Annotated in this window: 20 protein-coding genes; 12 read left to right on the top strand and 8 right to left on the bottom strand. The window is 73.4% G+C overall.

The window, feature by feature from the left end; translation table 11 throughout:
• The first annotated feature begins 24 nt into the window (after nt 1-24).
• Nucleotides 25-1,722 (top strand): dihydroxy-acid dehydratase, encoded by a 1,698-nt coding sequence (ilvD, locus tag ACZ5HG_RS13500; protein ID WP_464177103.1) that lies wholly within the window; start codon nt 25-27, stop codon nt 1,720-1,722.
• Between the two features lie 89 nt (nt 1,723-1,811).
• A complete protein-coding gene (locus ACZ5HG_RS13495) occupies nt 1,812-3,533 on the top strand; it encodes a glycoside hydrolase family 13 protein (protein ID WP_464177101.1) in 1,722 nt (573 codons plus the stop codon).
• Between the two features lie 77 nt (nt 3,534-3,610).
• Here the strand turns inward: ACZ5HG_RS13495 and ACZ5HG_RS13490 are convergent, their stop codons facing one another.
• Nucleotides 3,611-4,315: an AMIN-like domain-containing (lipo)protein gene (locus ACZ5HG_RS13490; protein ID WP_464177099.1), complete on the bottom strand. Its 705-nt coding sequence runs from the start codon at nt 4,313-4,315 to the stop codon at nt 3,611-3,613.
• Nucleotides 4,316-4,646: 331 nt separating this feature from the next.
• Between ACZ5HG_RS13490 and ACZ5HG_RS13485 the strand changes: the two genes are divergently transcribed.
• The 9 genes from ACZ5HG_RS13485 to ACZ5HG_RS13445 all read left to right on the top strand — a co-directional run bounded on the left by ACZ5HG_RS13485 (nt 4,647) and on the right by ACZ5HG_RS13445 (nt 14,452).
• Nucleotides 4,647-6,503, top strand: a complete 1,857-nt coding sequence (locus tag ACZ5HG_RS13485; protein ID WP_464177097.1) for an acetolactate synthase large subunit — start codon at nt 4,647-4,649, stop codon at nt 6,501-6,503.
• Nucleotides 6,504-6,512: 9 nt separating this feature from the next.
• Entirely contained in the window at nt 6,513-7,037 is a 525-nt protein-coding gene (gene ilvN, locus ACZ5HG_RS13480; RefSeq protein ID WP_464177094.1) for an acetolactate synthase small subunit, read from the top strand.
• 46 nt (nt 7,038-7,083) lie between these two features.
• On the top strand, nt 7,084-8,112 hold the full coding sequence (gene ilvC, locus ACZ5HG_RS13475) for a ketol-acid reductoisomerase (RefSeq protein ID WP_464177092.1): 1,029 nt from the start codon (nt 7,084-7,086) through the stop codon (nt 8,110-8,112).
• 86 nt (nt 8,113-8,198) lie between these two features.
• Nucleotides 8,199-8,759, top strand: a complete 561-nt coding sequence (locus ACZ5HG_RS13470) for an ASCH domain-containing protein (protein WP_464177090.1) — start codon at nt 8,199-8,201, stop codon at nt 8,757-8,759.
• Nucleotides 8,760-8,803: 44 nt separating this feature from the next.
• On the top strand, nt 8,804-9,847 hold the full coding sequence (locus ACZ5HG_RS13465) for a 3-isopropylmalate dehydrogenase (RefSeq protein ID WP_464177088.1): 1,044 nt from the start codon (nt 8,804-8,806) through the stop codon (nt 9,845-9,847).
• Between the two features lie 111 nt (nt 9,848-9,958).
• Nucleotides 9,959-11,065, top strand: a complete 1,107-nt coding sequence (locus ACZ5HG_RS13460; protein WP_464177086.1) for a branched-chain amino acid aminotransferase — start codon at nt 9,959-9,961, stop codon at nt 11,063-11,065.
• 122 nt (nt 11,066-11,187) lie between these two features.
• On the top strand, nt 11,188-12,825 hold the full coding sequence (gene cimA, locus ACZ5HG_RS13455; RefSeq protein WP_464182158.1) for a citramalate synthase: 1,638 nt from the start codon (nt 11,188-11,190) through the stop codon (nt 12,823-12,825).
• A 42-nt stretch (nt 12,826-12,867) separates the two neighbouring features.
• Nucleotides 12,868-13,944 (top strand): lipoate--protein ligase family protein, encoded by a 1,077-nt coding sequence (locus tag ACZ5HG_RS13450; RefSeq protein ID WP_464177084.1) that lies wholly within the window; start codon nt 12,868-12,870, stop codon nt 13,942-13,944.
• 109 nt (nt 13,945-14,053) lie between these two features.
• Nucleotides 14,054-14,452: a YccF domain-containing protein gene (locus ACZ5HG_RS13445; protein WP_464177082.1), complete on the top strand. Its 399-nt coding sequence runs from the start codon at nt 14,054-14,056 to the stop codon at nt 14,450-14,452.
• A 7-nt stretch (nt 14,453-14,459) separates the two neighbouring features.
• Here the strand turns inward: ACZ5HG_RS13445 and ACZ5HG_RS13440 are convergent, their stop codons facing one another.
• The 7 genes from ACZ5HG_RS13440 to ACZ5HG_RS13410 form a co-directional block, all read right to left on the bottom strand.
• Complete coding sequence (locus tag ACZ5HG_RS13440; protein ID WP_464177080.1) at nt 14,460-14,810, bottom strand: DUF202 domain-containing protein; 351 nt, start codon at nt 14,808-14,810, stop codon at nt 14,460-14,462.
• Nucleotides 14,807-15,262: a YidH family protein gene (locus tag ACZ5HG_RS13435; RefSeq protein WP_464177078.1), complete on the bottom strand. Its 456-nt coding sequence runs from the start codon at nt 15,260-15,262 to the stop codon at nt 14,807-14,809. Before ACZ5HG_RS13435 ends, ACZ5HG_RS13440 begins: the two co-directional genes overlap by 4 nt.
• Nucleotides 15,259-16,029 carry a YggS family pyridoxal phosphate-dependent enzyme gene (locus ACZ5HG_RS13430; protein WP_464177076.1) on the bottom strand — a complete coding sequence of 257 codons (771 nt, stop codon included), beginning with the start codon at nt 16,027-16,029 and terminating at the stop codon, nt 15,259-15,261. The genes ACZ5HG_RS13435 and ACZ5HG_RS13430 overlap by 4 nt, the downstream gene beginning before the upstream one ends.
• A 31-nt stretch (nt 16,030-16,060) precedes the next feature.
• Nucleotides 16,061-17,113: a hypothetical protein gene (locus tag ACZ5HG_RS13425; RefSeq protein ID WP_464177074.1), complete on the bottom strand. Its 1,053-nt coding sequence runs from the start codon at nt 17,111-17,113 to the stop codon at nt 16,061-16,063.
• A gap of 6 nt (nt 17,114-17,119) precedes the next feature.
• Complete coding sequence (gene ybaK / locus ACZ5HG_RS13420; RefSeq protein WP_464177072.1) at nt 17,120-17,617, bottom strand: Cys-tRNA(Pro) deacylase; 498 nt, start codon at nt 17,615-17,617, stop codon at nt 17,120-17,122.
• Nucleotides 17,618-17,686: 69 nt separating this feature from the next.
• Nucleotides 17,687-18,298: a VIT1/CCC1 transporter family protein gene (locus tag ACZ5HG_RS13415; RefSeq protein ID WP_464177070.1), complete on the bottom strand. Its 612-nt coding sequence runs from the start codon at nt 18,296-18,298 to the stop codon at nt 17,687-17,689.
• A gap of 113 nt (nt 18,299-18,411) precedes the next feature.
• Nucleotides 18,412-21,090: a DEAD/DEAH box helicase gene (locus tag ACZ5HG_RS13410; RefSeq protein ID WP_464177068.1), complete on the bottom strand. Its 2,679-nt coding sequence runs from the start codon at nt 21,088-21,090 to the stop codon at nt 18,412-18,414.
• Here ACZ5HG_RS13410 and rnhA point away from each other — a divergent pair.
• The gene (gene rnhA, locus ACZ5HG_RS13405) at nt 21,089-21,550 is read left to right on the top strand and encodes a ribonuclease HI (protein WP_464177066.1); all 462 of its coding nucleotides are present in this window, start codon (nt 21,089-21,091) and stop codon (nt 21,548-21,550) included. The genes ACZ5HG_RS13410 and rnhA overlap by 2 nt on opposite strands.
• Nucleotides 21,551-21,622: the final 72 nt, after the last annotated feature.

The following is a 21,622-nucleotide window of genomic DNA, read 5'->3' as shown; positions in this document are numbered from 1 at the left end:
CGCGGACGCGCCTACAGTCGGGCCATGAGCGACCAGCCCGACATCAAGCCCCGTTCGCGCCAGGTCACCGACGGCATCGAGGCCACCGCCTCGCGCGGGATGCTGCGCGCCGTCGGCATGGGGGACGACGACTGGGTCAAGCCGCAGATCGGCGTCGCGAGCTCGTGGAACGAGATCACGCCGTGCAACCTGTCCTTGCAGCGCCTCGCGCAGGCGGTCAAGGGCGGGGTGCACGCGGCGGGCGGCTACCCGCTGGAGTTCGGCACGATCTCGGTGTCGGACGGGATCTCGATGGGCCACGAGGGGATGCACTTCTCGCTGGTGAGCCGGGACATCATCGCGGACTCGGTGGAGACCGTGATGCAGGCGGAGCGGCTGGACGGCTCGGTGCTGCTGGCGGGCTGCGACAAGTCGCTGCCCGGGATGCTGATGGCGGCCGCGCGGCTCGACCTGGCCAGCGTGTTCCTCTACGCCGGGTCGATCATGCCGGGCTGGGTGAAGCTCGAGGACGGCACCGAGAAGGACGTCACGCTGATCGACGCCTTCGAGGCGGTCGGTGCCTGCGCGCGGGGGCTGATGAGCACGGGCGACCTGGACCGGATCGAGCGGGCGATCTGCCCCGGCGAGGGCGCCTGCGGCGGCATGTACACCGCGAACACCATGGCGTCGGTGGCCGAGGCGATCGGCATGTCGGTGCCCGGCTCGGCCGCCCCGCCGAGCGCCGACCGCCGCCGCGACGCCTTCGCGCACAAGTCCGGCGAGGCGGTCGTCGCGCTGCTGCGCCAGGGGATCACCGCCCGGCAGATCATGACCAAGCCCGCCTTCGAGAACGCCATCGCGGTGGTGATGGCCTTCGGCGGGTCCACCAACGCGGTGCTGCACCTGCTGGCCATCGCGCACGAGGCCGAGGTCGACCTGACCCTGGACGACTTCACGCGGGTGGCCGCGCGGGTGCCGCACCTGGGCGACCTCAAGCCCTTCGGTCGCTACGTGATGGCCGACGTGGACCGGATCGGCGGGGTGCCGGTGGTGATGAAGGCCCTGCTGGACGCCGGCCTGCTGCACGGCGACTGCCTGACCGTCACCGGGAAGACCGTCGCGGAGAACCTGGCCGACATCGCCCCGCCGGACCCGGACGGCAAGATCCTGCGCGCGCTGGACAACCCCATCCACCGCACCGGCGGCATCACGATCCTGGACGGCTCGCTGGCCCCCGAGGGCGCCGTGGTGAAGTCCGCGGGCTTCGACGCGGACGTCTTCGAGGGCACCGCGCGGGTGTTCGAGCGCGAGCGGGCCGCCCTGGACGCGCTGGAGGACGGCACGATCCAGGCCGGCGACGTCGTGGTGATCCGCTACGAGGGCCCCAAGGGCGGCCCCGGCATGCGCGAGATGCTGGCGATCACCGGGGCGATCAAGGGCGCCGGGCTGGGCAAGGACGTGCTGCTGCTCACCGACGGCCGCTTCTCCGGCGGCACCACCGGCCTGTGCGTCGGCCACGTCGCGCCGGAGGCGGTGGACGGCGGGCCGATCGCGTACGTGCGCGACGGCGACCGGATCCGGCTGGACGTCGCGAACGCCACCCTCGACCTGCTGGTGGACGCCGAGGAGCTCGCCGCGCGCGCCGAGGGCTGGGCGCCGCTGCCGCCGCGCTACACCCGCGGGGTGCTCGCCAAGTACGCGAAGCTGGTGCAGTCCGCGTCGACCGGGGCCGTGCTGATCTGAGGACGGGCGGGACCGCGCCGACCCGGACACCACGACCGCCCCGCGCGCCGCCGTGCGGCCTGTCGCACCCTCGTGCCAGGCTCGTGACCATGACCTTCACCGTCGAAGACGCCCCGTGGTGGACCCGCGCCGTCGTCTACCAGATCTACCCGCGCTCGTTCGCCGACTCGAACGGTGACGGGATCGGCGACCTGCGCGGGATCCTGGACCGGCTGGACCACCTGAGCGCGCTGGGCGTGGACGTGGTGTGGCTGTCGCCGATCTACCGCTCCCCGCAGGACGACAACGGCTACGACATCAGTGACTACCAGGACGTCGACCCGTCCTTCGGCACGCTGGCCGACCTGGACGAGCTGCTGGCGGCGATGCACGCGCGCGGGATGAAGCTGGTGATGGACCTGGTGGTCAACCACACCAGCGACGAGCACCCCTGGTTCCTGGCGAGCCGGTCGGGCGTCGACGACCCGAAGCGGGACTGGTACTGGTGGCGGCCCGCCCGCGAGGGCATGACGGCGGGGCACCCGGGCGCGGAGCCGACCAACTGGCACTCGTTCTTCTCCGGGTCGACGTGGGAGCTCGACCCGGCGACCGACGAGTACTACCTGCACCTGTTCAGCCGCAAGCAGCCGGACCTCAACTGGGAGAACCTGGAGGTGCGGCAGGCGGTCTACGCGATGATGCGCTGGTGGCTGGACCGCGGGGTCGACGGCTTCCGGATGGACGTGATCAACCTGATCTCCAAGGACACCGCTCTGCCGGACGGCCCGGTGATCGCCGGGGTGTGGGGCGACGGCTCGGCCTCGTACACCAGCGGCCCGCGGATCCACGAGTTCCTGCAGGAGATGCACCGGGAGGTGTTCGCCGGCCGGGACGCCGCGCTGATCACCGTGGGGGAGATGCCGGGGGTGACCGTGGAGGACGCCCGGCTGTTCACCGACCCGGCGCGCGCCGAGGTGGACATGGTGTTCCAGTTCGAGCACATGGGCCTGGACCACGGCCCGGGCGGCAAGTTCGACCCGCGCCCGCTGCGGCTGACCGATCTCAAGGCGACGTTCGGGCGCTGGCAGGCGGGCCTTGCCGACCAGGGCTGGAACAGCCTCTACTGGGACAACCACGACCAGCCCCGCGTGGTCTCGCGGTTCGGCGACGACGGCCGCTACCGCCGGGAGTCGGCGAAGGCGCTGGCGACGCTGCTGCACCTGCACCGCGGCACGCCGTACGTCTACCAGGGCGAGGAGCTGGGGATGACGAACGCGCACTTCACCCGGTTCGACCAGTACCAGGACATCGAGTCGGTGCGGCACGTGGCGCAGAGCAGGGCGCTGGGCACCGCCACCGACGAGCAGCTGCTCGCCGGGCTCGCCGCGATGAGCCGCGACAACGCGCGCACGCCGGTCGCGTGGGACGACTCGCCGCACGGGGGCTTCACCACCGGCACGCCCTGGCTGGAGGTCGCCGCCGGGTACCAGCAGGTGAACGCCGCCGCCGAGCGCGCCGACGCGGACTCGGTGTTCCATCACTACCGGCGGCTGGTCGCGCTGCGGCACGAGGACCCGACGGTGGCGCTGGGCGACTTCACGATGCTGCTGCCCGAGGACGAGCAGGTCTACGCCTTCACGCGCTCGCTGGACGGGGACACGCTGCTGGTGGTGGTGAACGTCTCCGGCGAGGAGCGGGCGCTCGACCTCGGCGAGGAGTGGCCGGTCAGCGCGGACGGCGGCTGGGGCACGCTGGTGCTCGGCTCCTACCCGGACGCGGGGGAGCCGACGACGCTGCGTCCGTGGGAGGCGCGGGTGGTCCGGCGCGGGTGACGCGGGCCGGGCGTCCCGGGGATCACGCGGCGCCGGGGATCGCGCGGCCGTGCGGTGCGGTCCCCGGGGCCCGGCCGTCAGGCCATCGAGCGCTGCACGTCCACGACGAGCCGGGTCGGGTCGGTGAGCACGAAGACCCGGAACGGTACGTCGGCGGCGCTCAGCCCGACGTACACCGGCGACTGCCCCTCGAAGGTCCCGTCGAAGCCGACACCCGTCACGACCGTCACCCCGGGGGTGACCGTGCCGGCGGCGAGCTCGGTGGCGCCGGTCTCGAAGGGGTAGCCCATGCCGGTCAGGTAGACGGTGAGCGCGGCCTCGCCGCCGAGGTCGAGCACCTCGCCGGTGGGGTCCACCACCGCCTGCCGGTCGACCTGCGCGTGCCAGCCGGGGGTGCCGGTGCCGGCCAGGTCCACCACGACGCGGTCGAAGCCCTCGTGCGCGCCGACCCGGATGCCGGTCACGGTGAGCCGGGCGTCGGCGGAGGGGTCGGCGTCGGTGCTGGGCGTGGCCCAGTCCGGGGCCCCTGCGTCCGTGGCGCCGTCGTCGGCCCCGTCCCCGGCGTCCTCGGTGGCGCTCGGCATGGGGGAGGGCTCGGCGGAGCGCGAGGGTGTCGGGGCGGTCGGGGAGGGCACGACGTCCTCGTCGCCGGAGGTGCCCGCGCAGCCGGCGAGCAGCGCGGCGGCGAGCAGCGCGGCGGCGCCGGGCAGAGCGGGACGGCGACCGCGCAGCACGAGGCGGCGGCCGAGCGGGACGGGGCGGCGGCGGGCGTCGGTGCTCATCGCCCGAGGCTACGGCCGCCCGGGCCGCCCGGCGGGGAGGCCGCGCGCCCCTCCGCTCCACGTTCGACAGGCGGACTCAGGAACCACGATGTGAGACGACTCGGGCGCGGCGTGACACGACGCGGCGCCGGGCGTAATGTGCCGGACATGCAGACGATCGTCGTAGTAGTCCTTCCGGAGCGCGCCGACTAGGCCACCCGCGAGGTCTCGTCTGCGCGCACCCCTCGATCGGCCCTCCTCGGTGGGCCCGAGGGGTTTTTTGTTGCCAGACGCGGCCTGCACCACTCATGACGATCCCGCACGTCCCACCCGCAGCAGCCAGGAGACACCGATGGTCCAGGGCCCCCACCCGGCACCGCCCCGCAGGCCGGCTCCCGCAGCCGTCCCGCAGCCCGAGGGACGCGAGTCCTCCGAGCCCGCGGTCCGCCCCGTCCTCTCCGAGCAGGTCACCGGCGCGCAGTCGATCGTCCGCTCCCTCGAGGAGGCCGGTGCCGAGGTCGTCTTCGGCATCCCCGGCGGCGCGATCCTGCCCACCTACGACCCGCTGATGGACTCCACCCGGCTCCGGCACATCCTGGTCCGGCACGAGCAGGGCGGCGGTCACGCGGCGGCCGGCTACGCGCACGCCACCGGCAGGGTCGGCGTCTGCATGGCGACCTCCGGGCCCGGCGCGACCAACCTGGTGACGCCGATCGCCGACGCGAACATGGACTCGATCCCGCTGGTCGCGATCACCGGGCAGGTCGGCGCCGCGCTGATCGGCACCGACGCGTTCCAGGAGGCCGACATCGTCGGCATCACCCTGCCGGTGACCAAGCACAACTACCTGGTGACCGACCCGGACGACATCCCCCGGGTGATCGCCGAGGCCTTCCACATCGCCTCCACCGGCCGCCCCGGCCCGGTGCTGGTCGACATCGCCAAGTCCGCGATGCAGTCGCAGACCACGTTCACCTGGCCGCAGACGCTGGACCTGCCGGGCTACCACCCGGTGACCAAGCCGCACGCCAAGCAGATCCGCGAGGCAGCCCGGCTGCTCGCCACCGCGCGCCGCCCGGTGCTGATGGTCGGCGGCGGCGTGATCCGCTCCGGCGCCTCGGCCGAGCTGCGCCGCCTGGTCGACGAGTCCGGTGCCGCCGTGGTGACCACGCTGATGGCCCGCGGCGCGCTGCCCGACACCCACCCGCAGCACCTGGGCATGCCCGGCATGCACGGCACGGTCGCCGCGGTGGCCGCGCTGCAGAAGGCCGACCTGGTGGTGGCGCTGGGCGCCCGCTTCGACGACCGGGTCACCGGCAAGCTGTCGAGCTTCGCCCCGAACGCCACGATCGTGCACGCGGACATCGACCCGGCCGAGATCGGCAAGAACCGCACCGCGGACGTGCCGATCGTCGGCGACCTGCGCGAGGTGATCGCCGACCTGCTGCCCGAGCTGGCTCGCGAGCACGGCCACCACGGCAAGCCCGACCTCGAGGCCTGGTGGCGGCAGATCGACTCCTGGCGCGAGACCTTCCCGCTGGGCTACGACGAGCCGAGCGACGGCCAGCTCGCCCCGCAGCACGTGATCTCCCGGATCGGCGAGATCTCCGGGCCGGAGTCGATCTTCGTGTCCGGCGTGGGGCAGCACCAGATGTGGGCCGCGCAGTTCATCCGCTACCAGCGGCCGAACTCGTGGATCAACTCCGGCGGCCTGGGGACCATGGGCTTCTCGGTGCCCGCCGCGATGGGCGCGAAGGTCGGCGACCCGAGCCGCACGGTGTGGGCGATCGACGGCGACGGCTGCTTCCAGATGACCAACCAGGAGCTCGCCACCTGCACGATCAACGACATCCCGATCAAGGTGGCGGTGATCAACAACTCCTCGCTCGGCATGGTCCGGCAGTGGCAGACCCTGTTCTACGAGTCGCGCTACTCCAACACCGACCTGCACACCGGTCACGGCACCGCGCGGGTGCCCGACTTCGTCAAGCTGGCCGACGCCTACGGGGCCGTCGGGCTGCGCTGCGAGTCGCTGGCCGACGTGGACGCCACGATCGAGCGGGCGATGCAGATCGACGACCAGCCGGTGGTCGTGGACTTCACCGTCTCGCGCGACTCGATGGTGTGGCCCATGGTCGCCGCGGGCGTGCCGAACGACGACATCCAGTACGCGCGGGGCATCAGCCCGGCGTGGGACCGTGAGGACTGAGGACCTGTCATGACCCGACACACGCTCTCCGTGCTGGTGGAGAACAAGCCCGGCGTGCTCACCCGCGTCGCCGGCCTGTTCGCCCGGCGGTCCTTCAACATCCACTCCCTCGCCGTCGGCCCCACCGAGCACGAGGAGATCTCCCGGATCACCGTCGTGGTCGACGTGGACGAGCTGCCGCTCGAGCAGGTGACCAAGCAGCTGAACAAGCTGATCAACGTGATCAAGATCGTCGAGCTCGAGGACGCCGCCTCCGTGCAGCGCGAGCTGCTGCTGGTCAAGGTCCGCGCCGAGGGCCCCGTGCGCACGCAGGTGCTGGAGGTCGTCGACCTGTTCCGCGCGCACGTCGTCGACGTCGTGCCGGACACCGTGACCATCGAGGCCACCGGCAGCCCGGCCAAGCTGACCGCGCTGCTCGCCGCCCTGGAGCCCTTCGGGGTCCGCGAGATCGTGCAGTCCGGCATCGTGGCCATCGGCCGCGGGTCGCGCTCGATCACCGACCGCGCCCTCGAGCGCGTCGCCCGTACCGCCTGACACCACCGCACGTCGCATCTACCAACACGCACCAAGGAGAACCATCGTGGCTGAGCTGTTCTACGACGACGACGCCGACCTGTCGGTCATCCAGGGGAAGAAGGTCGCCGTCATCGGGTACGGCAGCCAGGGGCACGCGCACGCGCTGAACCTGCGCGACTCCGGCGTCGAGGTGACCGTCGGCCTGCGCGAGGGCTCCGCCTCGCGGGCGAAGGCGGAGAACGAGGGCCTCGCGGTCGCCACCGTCGCCGAGGCCGTCAAGGGCGCCGACGTGGTCGTGATCCTGGCGCCGGACCAGGTGCAGCGTCACCTGTACCGCGACGAGATCGCCCCGAACCTCCAGGACGGCGCCGCGCTGGTCTTCGGCCACGGCTTCAACATCCGCTTCGGCTACATCACCCCCGAGGCCGGTCACGACGTCGTCATGATCGCCCCCAAGGGCCCGGGCCACCTGGTGCGTCGCGAGTACGTCGACGGCCGTGGCGTGCCGGTGATCGTCGCCGTCGAGCAGGACGCCTCCGGCTCCGCCTGGGCGCTGGCGCTGTCCTACGCCAAGGGCATCGGCGGCCTGCGCGCCGCCGGCATCAAGACCACCTTCACCGAGGAGACCGAGACCGACCTGTTCGGCGAGCAGGCCGTGCTCTGCGGCGGTGTCTCGCAGCTGATCCAGTACGGCTTCGAGACCCTGACCGAGGCCGGCTACCAGCCGGAGGTCGCGTACTTCGAGGTGCTGCACGAGCTCAAGCTGATCGTCGACCTGATCTGGGAGGGCGGCATCACCAAGCAGCGCTGGTCCGTCTCCGACACCGCCGAGTACGGCGACTACGTCTCCGGCCCCCGGGTGATCACGCCCGAGGTGAAGGAGAACATGAAGGCCGTGCTCGCCGACATCCAGAACGGTGTCTTCGCGGAGCGCTTCATCGCCGACCAGGATGCCGGCGCCCCGGAGTTCGCCGCGCTGCGCGCCAAGGGCCAGAACCACCCGATCGAGCCGGTCGGCCGCGAGCTGCGCAAGCTGTTCGCCTGGGTCAAGCCGTCGGACACCGACTACGTCGAGGGCTCTGCGGCTCGCTGATCCCGCGATCGTCCGAGGGGTCTCGTGCCGAGCGCACGGGGCCCCTCGGGCGTCCCGGGACCGGATCGATGGGGGAGGATGGGCCGATGAGCGACGACGCGACCACCGCCGACGAGATCCTCGCGTTCTGGGAGGTGGCCCGGGTCCGTGCCGGCGTGGTGCGGACCGGCGTGGTGACCGGCCTGGGCGTGCACGGCTCCGTGGTGCCGCCGACCTGGTCCTTCGGGGACGACGCCGCGACGGCCGACGCGCTGCTCGCGCTGGTGCTGGACGGCACCAAGACCGCCACCTCCGGCGCGCTGGCCGAGTACGAGCAGGCCGACGAGCCGCTGCCGGTGAAGGGCGACCTGTCGATCGTGCTGGACTCCGCCGGGCACCCCCGGGTGCTGATCCGGACGAAGACCGTCGCCACGGTGCCCCTCGACGAGGTCACCGCCGAGCATGCGGCGGCCGAGGGGGAGGGCGACCGCACGCTCGCCTCCTGGCGCGCGGAGCACGAGGAGTTCTGGGCCCGGGTGCTGGGCGTCGATGCCGTCGATCCGCGGATGCCGGTGGTGACCGAGACCTTCGAGGTGCTGTACCCGCGGCCGGGCGACCGGGGCGTCGCGGCCACCGAGAGCGCGACCGGGAGCGCGTCCGACATGTGAGAAGAGCGTCCCGGCTGATGGGACGCCGCACTAGGGTGGGAGACATGGCGCAGCAGATCAACCTGGCGGTCGTCGCGGGTGACGGCATCGGCACCGAGGTCGTGGAGCAGGGGCTCCTCGCGCTCGACGCGGCCCTGTCCGGCACCGGCACCACGGTCAGCACCACGGCCTTCGACCTGGGCGCGCGCCGCTGGCACGCCACCGGCGAGACCCTGACCGACACCGACCTGGACGCGATCCGGGGCCACGACGCCATCCTGCTCGGCGCGATCGGCGACCCGAGCGTGCCCTCCGGCGTGCTGGAGCGCGGGCTGCTGCTGCGGCTGCGCTTCGCCCTGGACCACTACGTCAACCTGCGTCCCGCGAAGCTCTACCCGGGGGTGACCTCGCCGCTGGCCACGCCGGGCGAGATCGACTTCGTGGTGGTGCGCGAGGGCACCGAGGGCCCGTACGTCGGCAACGGCGGCGCGATCCGCACCGGCACCCCGCACGAGGTCGCCAACGAGGTCAGCGTCAACACCGCCTTCGGCGTGGAGCGCGTGGTCCGCGACGCCTTCGCCCGCGCCGCCGCCCGCCCGCGCAAGAAGCTCACGCTGGTGCACAAGCACAACGTCCTCGTGCACGCCGGCCACCTGTGGCGCCGCACGGTCGAGGCCGTCAACGCCGAGTTCCCGGACGTCACCGTGGACTACCTGCACGTGGACGCCGCCACGATCTTCCTGGTCACCGACCCGGCGCGCTTCGACGTGATCGTCACCGACAACCTGTTCGGCGACATCCTCACCGACCTCGCGGGTGCGATCGTCGGCGGGATCGGCCTCGCGGCCTCCGCCAACATCAACCCGGACCGCACCGCGCCGAGCATGTTCGAGCCGGTGCACGGCTCCGCCCCGGACATCGCCGGCCAGGGCAAGGCCGACCCGACCGCCACCGTGCTGTCCGTCGCCCTGCTGCTCGACCACCTCGGCCACGCCGACGCCGCGGCCCGCGTGGAGGCCGCCGTCGCCGCCGACGTGCTCGAGCGCGCCGGGCGAGTACGGTCGACGGCCGAGGTGGGCAAGGACCTCGCCGGGCGCATCGCCGGCTGATCGCCCTCGCGCCCGCCCCTCGACCCGCGTCGAGGGGCGTCGCCGCGCCTGTCCATCCGGCCGTCGCCCCAGGTACCGTCAGACCGAATCCTGGTGAAAGGCCGCAGACTGATGAGCATCTCCGACACGACCGACCTGTCCTCCTTCGCGATCCGTCGCACCGACACCCCCCGGCCCGACGCCGAGCGCGAGTCCCTGCTGGCCACCCCGAAGTTCGGCACGGTCTTCTCCGACCACATGGCGCGCGTCTCGTGGACGCAGGGCCTCGGCTGGCACGACCACCGGATCGAGAAGTACGGACCGCTCCAGCTCGACCCCGCGACCGCGGTGCTGCACTACGCGCAGGAGATCTTCGAGGGCCTCAAGGCGTACCGCCACGACGACGGCTCGGTGTGGACGTTCCGCCCGTGGGCCAACGCCGAGCGGCTCCAGCGCTCCGCCCGCCGCCTCGCGCTGCCCGAGCTGTCCACCGAGGACTTCCTCGCGTCGATCACCGCCCTCGTGCGCACCGACCTGGACTGGGTGCCGTCGGGGGAGGAGACCAGCCTCTACCTGCGCCCGTTCATGTACGCCTCCGAGGCGTTCCTCGGCGTGCGCCCCAGCCTCCAGGCCGAGTACCTGGTGATCGCCTCGCCGGTGGGCTCGTACTTCGCCGGGGGCGTGCAGCCGGTGTCGATCTGGGTGTCCCAGGACTACGCGCGCGCCAGCGCCGGCGGCACCGGGGCGGCCAAGTGCGGCGGCAACTACGCGGCCAGCCTGCTCCCGCAGCAGGAGGCCTACGCCCGGGGCTGCGAGCAGGTCTGCTTCCTCGACGCGGCCACCGGCACCCTGCTCGAGGAGCTCGGCGGCATGAACGTGTTCGTGGTCGGGGCCGACGGCTCCGTCTCCACGCCGCGGCTCACCGGGTCGATCCTGGAGGGCGTCACCCGCTCGTCGATCCTGCAGCTGCTCACCGAGGACGGCCGCGCGGTGCACGAGCGCGACATCCCGCTCACCGAGCTGCTCGCCGGCCTCGCCGACGGCAGCATCGCCGAGGTGTTCGCCTGCGGCACGGCGGCGGTGGTCACCCCGATCGGCCGCCTCGCCGGCACCGACTTCGACCAGACTGTGGGTGACGGCTCCGCCGGTCCGGTCATGCAGAGCATCCGCACCCGCCTGACCGACATCCAGTACGGCCGCGCCGCCGACCCCCACGCCTGGATGCACCGCCTCGCGTGAGGCGCGCGCCCTCGGCGGAGAATCGTCTGGCACGGCCAGTCACGACCCCCGACGACCCGCACCGTCGCCCCAGTCGAGAAGAGTCCCCCGTGAGCAGCACCGACCCCGTCCCGTCCGGCTACCTGCACGCCCCGCAGGGCGCGCCGAGCGGGCCGGCCGCGTTCGACGTGTACGACACCACCCTGCGCGACGGCGCGCAGCAGGAGGGCATGAACCTGTCCGTCCAGGACAAGCTCGCCATCGCCCCGCTGCTGGACGAGCTCGGCGTCGGGTACATCGAGGGCGGCTGGCCGGGCGCGATCCCCAAGGACACCGAGTTCTTCGCCCGCGCCGCCAAGGAGCTCGACCTGCGGCACGCGGTGCTCGCGGCCTTCGGCGCCACCCGCAAGCCCGGGGTGCGCGCCTGGGACGACCCGCAGCTGCGCGCGCTGCTCGACTCCGAGGCGCCGGTGGTCACCCTGGTCGCGAAGAGCGACGTCCGGCACGTGGAGCGGGCGCTGCGCACCACCCGCGAGGAGAACCTGGCGATGGTCGCCGACTCGGTGCGGCTGCTCGCCGGCGAGGGCCGGCGGGTGGTGGTGGACGCCGAGCACTTCTTCGACGGGTACCGGTACGACGCCGCCTACACCCGCGACGTGGTGCTCGCCGCGGTCGAGGCGGGGGCGGAGACCGTGGTGCTCTGCGACACCAACGGCGGGATGCTGCCCTCCGGGGTGGCCGACGTGGTGCGGGCGCTGCGGGCGTCGATCGGCGAGGGCGCCCGGCTCGGCATGCACGCGCACAACGACTCCGGCTGCGCGGTGGCGAACAGCCTCGCCGCGATCGAGGCCGGCTGCGTGCACGTGCAGGGCACCGTCAGCGGCTACGGCGAGCGCACCGGCAACGCGGACCTGCTGTCGGTGGTGGCGAACCTCGAGCTCAAGACCGGGCGGCCGGTGCTGGTGCCGCCCGCCGACGGCTCTGGCGGCCTGCGCGAGATGACCCGGATCGCGCACGCGGTCAGCGAGATCACCAACATCGCGCCCTTCGCCCGGCAGCCCTACGTCGGCGTGAGCGCCTTCGCGCACAAGGCCGGCCTGCACGCCTCGGCGATCCGGGTGGACCCCGACCTGTACCAGCACATCGACCCGCAGGCCGTCGGCAACGACATGCGGATGCTCGTCTCGGAGATGGCCGGGCGCGCGTCGATCGAGCTCAAGGGTCGCGAGCTGGGCTTCGACCTGTCCGACCGCCCCGACGTGCTCACCCGGGTCACCGCACGGGTCAAGGACGCGGAGGCGCAGGGCTACACCTACGACGCCGCGGACGCGTCCTTCGAGCTGCTGCTCGCCGAGGAGGTCGAGGGCGGGCGCCCCGCGTACTTCCGGGTGGAGTCCTGGCGCGCGATCGTGGAGCGTGCCGGCTCGCGCGGCACCACCGCCACCGCCGAGGCCACCGTCAAGCTGCACGCCGGGGGCGAGCGGATCGTCGCCACCGGCGAGGGGAACGGCCCGGTCAACGCGCTGGACCACGCGCTGCGGCTCGCGCTGCTGCGGGTGTACCCGGAGCTGGCCGGCTTCGAGCTGATCGACTTCAAGGTGCGCATCCTCGACGCGATGCACGGCACCGACGCGGTCACCCGCGTGCTGATCGAGACCAGCGACGGCGCGACCGCGTGGAGCACCGTGGGCGTGGGGCCGAACCTGATCGAGGCGTCCTGGGAGGCGCTGACCGACTCGGCGATCTGGGGCCTGCGGAACCGGGGGATCGCGCCGCGGTGAACCCGGTGCCGAGCACCCGGCGACGGGCCTAGGATCGAGGACGTGCGAGGCGAGTACAAGGTCCCTGGTGGCAAGCTCGTGGCGGCGGACGTGGAGGTGGTCGACGGGACGCTCGCCCAGGTGAGCGTCAGCGGGGACTTCTTCCTCGAGCCGGACGCCGCGCTCGGCGTGATCGACGCGGCGCTGACCGGCCGGCCGGCCGACGCGCGGGTCGCCGACCTGACCACGGCGATCGAGGACGCCCTGCACCGGGCGGAGCACGACGGCACGCTGGACACCCCGGTCGAGATGATCGGCTTCTCCGCGGAGTCCGTCGCCATCGCGGTCCGCCGCGCCCTCGGCCACGCGACCGGCTGGCAGGACCACACCTTCGAGGTGATCCACCCCGGGCCGCTGCCGCCCGCCGTGCTCGGCGCGCTGGACCAGGTGCTCACCGAGGAGCTCGCCGCCGGCCGTCGCGGCCCCACCCTGCGGTTCTGGGAGTGGAACGAGCGCGCGGTGTTCATCGGCTCGTTCCAGTCGCTGCGCAACGAGGTCGACCCCGAGGGCGTCGCCAAGCACGACGTGACCGTGGTGCGCCGGATCTCCGGCGGCGGGGCCATGTTCATGGAGGCCGGCAACTGCATCACCTTCTCGCTGGTGGTGCCGGCATCGCTGGTGGACGGGCTGTCCTTCGAGCAGTCCTACCGGTTCCTGGACGACTGGGTGATCGGTGCGCTGGCCGAGGTCGGGGTGCGCGCGTCCTTCGCGGGACTGAACGACGTCGCCTCCCCGGCGGGCAAGATCGCCGGCTCCGCGCAGAAGCGGCTGGCCGGCGGCGCCGTGCTGCACCACATGACGATGGCCTACGACATCGACGCGGACAAGATGCTCGAGGTGCTGCGGATCGGCCGCGAGAAGCTGTCCGACAAGGGCACCACCAGCGCGAACAAGCGCGTCGACCCGGTGCGCTCGCAGACCGGCCTGCCCCGGGAGAAGGTCATCGAGGCCTTCGACGCGTACTTCCGCTCCCGCTACCGCGCGGTGGACGGCGAGCTGCGCCCCGAGGAGCTGGCCCGCGCCGAGCAGCTGGTCACCGAGAAGTTCGGCAACCCGGAGTGGACTGCGCGCGTGCCGTGAGGCGCGCTGTCAGGCACCGTGCCGTGAGGCGCGGTGGTCCGAGGATCAGGGTCGGATCAGGGTCTCACCCCCTCCCCACGGACCTCTCCGGTGCGGCAGGCTGGACCCCGTGAAGGCGCTCCTCAACATCATCTGGCTGGTGCTCGGCGGGTTCTGGCTCGCGCTGGGCTACGTGCTCGCGGGTGTGATCTGCTGCGTGCTCATCATCACCATCCCGTTCGGCATCGCGTCGTTCCGGATGGCCGGCTACGCGCTGTGGCCGTTCGGTCGCACGATCGTCGACCGGCCGAGCGCCGGCGCGATGTCCACGATCGGCAACGTGATCTGGATCCTCGTGGCGGGCTGGTGGATGGCGATCGGCCACCTGACCACCGCAGCGGCGCAGGCGGTGACGATCATCGGCATCCCGCTCGCCGTCGCGAACCTCAAGATGATCCCGGTCTCGCTGGTGCCGCTCGGCAAGCAGATCGTGCCCACCGACCGGGCGTTCGCCGCCTACGGGCGCTGACGGCCGCTCAGGCGGTGGCGACCAGCACCGCCGCGGCGATCCCGAGCAGCAGCGTCCCGGCGGCGGCCAGCGCGATCGTGCGGCCGCCGGGTGAGGTCGCGCCCGGTCGCGCGTCCAGCACCGCCGCCCAGCGCAGCGCCCGTCGTGCGCCGGTGCGGGCGAGCAGCACCGCGAGGACCACGCCGAGCGTCGCCGGCAGCCACGCCACCGGGCCGATCGGGTCGGACAGCAGGCGTCCGGCCCCGAGCGAGCCGACGGCCAGCGCCAGCGCCGTGCGCTGCCAGGCCAGCGAGGTCCGCTCCGGCTGCACCCCCGGCGGCGGGCCGTCCAGGGGCGGGCCGTCCAGCGGCGCGGTCACGGCAGCACGATCCCCAGCAGCACGAGCACCCCGGCGAGCAGCAGCCCCACCGCCAGCGGCCCGCTGAGTGCGGGGGCGGGCAGCGGTCGACGCTCGCGCAGCGCCCGTTCGGTGCGGGCCCAGCCGACCCAGGCCTGCACGGGGGCGAGCACCCCGAGCGCGACCAGCACCACCGCGGCGGCCAGCCGCAGGCCGGGGTGCAGCGGCAGGTCCAGCGCCTCCAGGGCCACGCCACCGGCCAGCAGCGCCAGCGAGGTCCGCAGCCAGGCGAGGAAGGTGCGCTCGTTGGCGAGGGAGAACCGCGCGTCCGGCTCGGTGCCGTGCCGGTAGACCGCGCGCGGGAACCGGCGGTCGGGGTCGGGGTGGTCGGGCAGCGCCGCACGCTCCGGACCTGCTGCGTGATCCCGGCCCGCTCCGCTGGTCGGCTCCGCCCCGCTCAACGGATCGCTCATCGCGCGCCTGCCGTGATCACGGCCACCGCCGGCCGCGCGCCGAAGACGGCGGTCCCGACCCGCACGATCGTGGCGCCCTCGGCGACGGCCGCCTCCAGGTCGCCGCTCATCCCCATCGACAGCTCGACGGCCTCGCCGGTGCCGGGCAGCCCGGAGGCGACGGTGCTGTCCCGCAGCTCGCGCAGCACGGTGTAGCCGGCGCGCACCACCCGCTCGTCGTCGGAGCGCGCGCCCACCGTCATGAACCCGCGCAGCCGGAGCCGAGGCAGCGCGGCGACGGCGGCGACCAGGGTTGGGGCGTCGGCGGGGGAGACGCCGCTCTTGGTCGGCTCCCCGGAGACGTTCACCTGCACCAGCACGTCGAGGCTGCGGTCGAGCTCCGTGCACCGGCGGTCCAGCCGCTCGGCCAGCGCCGCCGAGTCCACCGACTGCACGCAGGACGCCCAGCGCAGCGCGGCGTTGACCTTGTTGGACTGGAGCGGCCCGATCACGCACAGCTCGGGTGCCAGGTCCTCCAGGCCCGGGGCCTTGGCGGTGAGCTCCTGCACCCGGTTCTCGCCGACGAGCGCGCGGCGCGGGGCCCCCGCGGTGGTGGCGGTGGCGGCCATGTCGGCGAGCAGCGCGGCCCGCACGGTGGCGACGTCGAGGGTCTTGGTGGCGAGCAGCAGCCGCACCGAGCCCGCCGGGCGCTCGGCGGCCTGCTCGGCGGCGGCGATCCGGGACCGGACCCGGGCCAGTCGTTCCGCCAGCCCGGTCGTGCTCGTCATGGCACCGACCCTAGCCGGTGGGTGCGGCCGATCAGCGGCGCGAGCCCGTCCGACCGAGCGGCACCTCCCGGGGCAGCCGGGTCAGCTGCGCCCGGAAGTCCGGGGTGCGCACGGCGCGCCGCACGCGGGCCAGGGTGTCCGCGTCGGCTTGCGCGGGCCAGGTGCTGAAGAGCAGCGCGTCCCGGCTGCGCATGGTCGCGCGGTCCACGGTGGGGTCGACGGCGATCAGCCGGTCCACGATCCCGGTGAGCATCGGGTGCTCCTGCTCCGGGTCGTGCGGGGTGACGCGCAGCACCGCCGCCACCAGCAGGTCCAGGTGCTCGAGCTCGGTCAGGTGGGTGCCCGCCGGGCCCGCGAGCAGGTCGGCGACGTCCTCCGGCGTGGTCGGGGCGGCGGCACGGATCGCGGGGAAGACGAACTGCTGCCCGAGCCGTCGCTCGCCGATCACGAGGTCGACCCCCGCCTGCCAGCCGTCCCGACCGACCACGCCCCGGACCAGGCGTTCCTTGAGGGCCACCACGTCCCGCCGGGCCTCGCCCGCGCGGTAGTCGCGCCAGTGCGCGAAGAACGACGTCACGTCACCGGCATCGGCCCAGCGGGCGGCGAGGTCGCGGTAGCCGAGCCAGCGCCAGGTCCCCAGCGCGTCGGCGGCAGCCGCTGCTGCGGCGGCGTCACCGGCGTCGCGCAGCACCAGCACCACCTGGCGACCGAGCCCGCTGGACGACGGCAGGTCCGGGGCGGAGAGCAGGTGGGCGCGCACCTCGTCGACGGTCAGCCGCCCGCCCGCGAGCAGCAGCACCGCCGTGTCGTTCACGGCCAGCCGGTCGGTCAGCTCGGGCAGCCGGTGGGTGCCGGCCAGGGCGTGCTCGTGGGAGCGGATCCGGTAGACGACGGTGCGGCGCGGGTCGGGGTCGATCAGCGCGACCTCGGCGGCGAACCGGCGGTGGTGCGGGCGCAGGTGCTCCGGCGTCGCGCGCTCGGCGAGCAGACCGGTGGCCCCGCGGTGCTCCTCCGCCCCGGCGAGCGCGTCGCGGACCACCCGGACCAGCGGGCCGTCGGCGATCTCGGCGTCGGACAGCGGCACGCGGGCTCAGTCCCGCGCGATGGCGGCGACGGTGGCCGAGGTCATCCGCACCAGGTCGTCCGGGGCGAGCTCGACGTCCAGCCCGCGTCGCCCGCCGGAGACGTACACGGTGTCGAACAGCCAGATCGTCTCGTCCAGCACGGTCGGGTGCGCGGCCTTCTGGCCCAGCGGGGAGATCCCGCCGACCACGTAGCCGGTGGCGCGCTCGGCGGCGGCCGGGTCGGCCATGACGGCCTTCTTGCCGTCGACCGCCGCGGCCAGGGCCTTGAGGTCGAGCTTGCCGGTGACCGGGACCACCGCGACGGTGAGCGTGCCGTCCACCGCGGTCATCAGCGTCTTGAACACGCGCTCGGGCTCGACGCGCAGCACCTCGGCGGCCTCCAGGCCGTAGCCCAGGGTGCTGGCGGGGTCGTGCTCGTAGGGGTGCGCGGTGTGCGGGACGCCCGCCTCGGCGAGGGCGTGCAGGGCGGGGGTGCCCGAGGGGGCGTGCTTGGGCCGGCTCACCCGACCAGGGTACGGATCGTGGGGCCGGGACGGTACGTGCGCCCGGTCCGGGTCCGGGCGCGGGACACGTCAGACCGCGAGGCCGACGAGGGTGCCGATCCCGTAGGTCACCAGCATCGCGACCGATCCGCCGATCACGTTGCGCAGCACGGCGCGGCCGGCGGGGGAGCCGCCGAGGCGGGCGGAGACGGCGCCGGTGACGGTGAGCGCGAGCACGACGGCGGCGAAGGTGGCGACGATCCGGCCCGCGCCCCAGGGGGCGAGCACGACGAGCAGCGGCACCACGCCACCGATCACGAAGGCGACCAGCGAGGCCAGCGCGGCGTGCCAGGGGTTGGTGAGGTCGGCGTCCTCGGCGAGCACGCCGTGGGCGCGCATGACCTGCTCGGCGTCGCGCTGGCTGCTGACCGAGACGTACTCGCCGGCGGCCATGGACAGTGCACCGGCGACCAGGGCGGCGATGCCGGCGACCGCGAGGGTGGCGGTGCCGGTGGCGGCACCGGCGACTCCGACCACGGTGGCGGCGACCGAGACGATGCCGTCGTTGGCGCCGAGCACGCCGGCGCGCAGCCAGTTCAGCCGGCCCGCCGTGGGGATCTCCGGCGCGCTCGGACCGGTGTCGACAGCGGTCCGCTCGGCGGGGCGGGGACGGTCGAGGAGGTGCCCGGTGATCGTGCTCATGCCACCACGGTAGGCCGGTTCTGACGTGCTGTCACCAAAGGAAAGGCGACCCTGACCTGCGAAAACGTAGGTTTGGCTGCCCTTATCTGGAATGAGTCAAGCGAAGGTGCAGGTCAGAGCGGACCCACCACGAGCGCCCGCAGCACCACCGCTCCCTCGGCGTCCGAGGCGGGCAGGTCCACCAGCGCCTCGATCCGCCAGTCGTGGTCGCCGTCCGGGTCGTCCAGCACCTGCCGCACCCGCCACAGGTGGCCCTTCGCCCCGGCTTCCCCGTCGGCGGACGGCCGCTCGTCCACCTGGAACAGCGCCGGTCCGCGCGCCGCCGGGCCGGTGAGGATCTCGTCGTGGTCGTCGTAGAACGGGTCGATCGCCTGCTCCCACCGCTCGGCGGTCCACCGCGCGTCCTCGGAGTCCGTGTCGCCCAGCGCCGCGAGCGCCCCGAAGGCGTCCCGCGCGAGCATCTCGACCCGGCGGAACAGTGCGCCGCGCACCAGCGCCCGGAACGCCCGGCGGTTGGTGGTGACCGGCGGCGGGGTGTCGTCGTCCGGCTCGGAGGAGGTGGAGGTCGCGTCGTCCAGGTCCTCCGGGTGCGACAGCCGCTCCCACTCGTCCAGCAGGCTGGAGTCGGTGCGCCGGACCAGCTCGCCCAGCCACTCGACGATCTCGTGCAGCTCCTCGGTGCGGGCGTCCTCCGGCACGGTCTGCCGCAGGGCGCGGTACGCGTCGGCGAGGTAGCGCAGCAGCACGCCCTCGGTGCGATCGAGCTGGTAGAGCGAGACGTACTCGGCGAAGGTCGCGGCGCGCTCGTGCATGTCGCGCACCACCGACTTGGGGGACAGCTCGTGGTCGGCCACCCAGGGGTTGGTCTGCCGGTACACCTGGAACGACGCGGACAGCAGATCGGCCAGCGGACGCGGGTAGGTGACGTCCTCCAGCAGCGCCATCCGCTCCTCGTACTCGATGCCCTCGGCCTTCATCGCGGCGACGGCCTCGCCCCGGGCGCGGTTCTCCTGCGCGGCGAGCACCTGGCGCGGGTCGTCCAGGGTGGCCTCGATCACCGACACCACGTCGTGCGCGTAGCCCGGGTCCTCGCGGTCCAGCAGGTCGAGCGCGGCGTAGGCGAAGGGCGACAGCGGCTGGTTCAGCGCGAAGGTCGACGGGATGTCCTGCGTCAGCCGCACGGTGCGCCGCAGCCGCGCGGGGCCGGGGCCGGGCTCGACCACGCGCTCGATCACGCCGGCGGCACGCAGCGAGCGGTAGATCGCGACCGCCTGCCGCACCAGCCGCCCGCGGGAGGCCTCGGGCTCGTGGTTGTCCAGCAGCAGGTGCTTCATGGTCTCGACCGGGTCGCCCCCGCGCGCGAGCACGTTGAGCACCATCGCGTGCGAGACGCCGAACGACGAGGTCAGCGGCTCGGGCTCGGCGTCGCGCAGCCGCTCGTAGGTCTTGTCGGTCCAGTTCACCGAGCCGGCGGGCGCCTGCTTGCGGACGATCTTCTTGAGCTTCTTCGGGTCGTCGCCCGCCTTCGCGAGCGCCTTGCGGTTCTCGATCACGTGCTCCGGCGCCATCACCAGCACCTCGCCGACGGTGTCGTAGCCCGCACGGCCCGCCCGCCCGGCGATCTGGTGGAACTCGCGCGCCGACAGGTGGCGCATGCGGGTGCCGTCGTACTTGACCAGCGAGGTCAGCAGCACGGTCCGGATCGGCACGTTGATCCCGACGCCCAGGGTGTCGGTGCCGCAGATCACCTTGAGCAGCCCCTTCTGGGTCAGCCGCTCGACCACCCGCCGGTACTTGGGCAGCATGCCCGCGTGGTGCACGCCGACGCCGTGCCGCAGCAGCCGGGACAGGGTGGATCCGAAGCCGGGGCCGAACCGGAACGCGCCGAGCTCGGCGGCGATGGCGTCGCGCTGCTCACGGCTGGCGAGCGTCATCGACAGCAGCGCCTGCGCGCGCTCGACGGCCTCCTTCTGCGTGAAGTGCACGACGTAGACGGGGGAGCGGCGGGTCTGCACCAGCTCCTCCAGCAGCTCGTGCAACGGCTCGACCTCGTAGGAGAAGGTCAGCGGCACCGGTCGCTCGGCGTCGTCGACCACGGCGACCTCGGTGCCGGTGCGGCGCAGCAGGTCGTCGCGGAAGAACGTGACGTCGCCCAGGGTGGCGGACATCAGCAGGAACTGCACCCGCGTGAGCTCGAGCAGCGGCACCTGCCACGCCCAGCCGCGCTGCGGGTCCGCGTAGAAGTGGAACTCGTCCATCACCACCTGGCCGATGTCCGCGCCGGGGCCCTGGCGCAGCGCCTGGTTCGCGAGGATCTCGGCGGTGCAGCAGATGATCGGCGCATCGGGGTTCACCGCGGAGTCGCCGGTCATCATGCCGACGTTGGCCGATCCGAACGCCTCGACCAGGGCGAAGAACTTCTCGCTGACCAGGGCCTTGAGCGGAGCCGTGTAGTACGTGCGACGCCCCTGCGTGAGGGCCACGAAGTGCGCGGCGGTGGCGACCAGCGACTTCCCGGAGCCGGTGGGCGTGGAGAGGATCACGTGCGCGCCGGTGACCAGCTCCAGCAGGGCCTCGTCCTGGTGCGGGTAGAGGCTCAGCCCCTGGTCGGCGGCCCAGCCGGTGAATGCCGCGTAGAGGGCGTCCGGGTCGCTCGGGTCGGCGGGCACCCGGTCGGCGAGGGTCGGGCGGCGGGACAGGACGGGCTCGGGCACCTGACGATCCTTCCATGCCGGCCGGGCGGACGACCGGGCGCGGGGTGCGTGCGCGGCGCGGATAGGGTGGCGGGTCATGAGCGAGACGACCCCGCCTGCGGTGGAGATGTGGACCGACGGGGCCTGCAAGGGCAACCCGGGGGTCGGCGGCTGGGGGGCGCTGCTGCGCTCGAACGGCCACGAGCGCGAGCTGTTCGGCGGCGAGGAGCTCACCACCAACAACCGCATGGAGCTCACCGCGGTGATCGAGGGGCTGCGCGCGCTGAACCAGGCGTGCTCGGTCGACCTGCACGTGGACTCGCAGTACGTGATGAACGGCGTGACCAAGTGGATCGCCGGGTGGAAGCGGAACTCGTGGCGCACCGCCGACAAGAAGCCGGTGAAGAACCAGGACCTCTGGCAGGAGCTCGACGCGCAGGTGGCCCGGCACACGATCCGCTGGCACTGGGTGAAGGGCCACGCCGGCGACCCGGGCAACGAGGCCGCCGACGCGCTGGCGAACCGCGGGGTGGACGCCGTCCGCGCCGGGTCGCGCTGAGCGGCACCGCTCCCACCGAGGCTGGTCCAGACCAGTTACCCTGACCGGGTGCCCCTCGTCGGGCGCTCCCCC

It is taken from the genome of Cellulomonas sp. GTC20042, from assembly GCF_055389595.1.
This window is presented reverse-complemented; position numbering and strand designations above follow the sequence as displayed.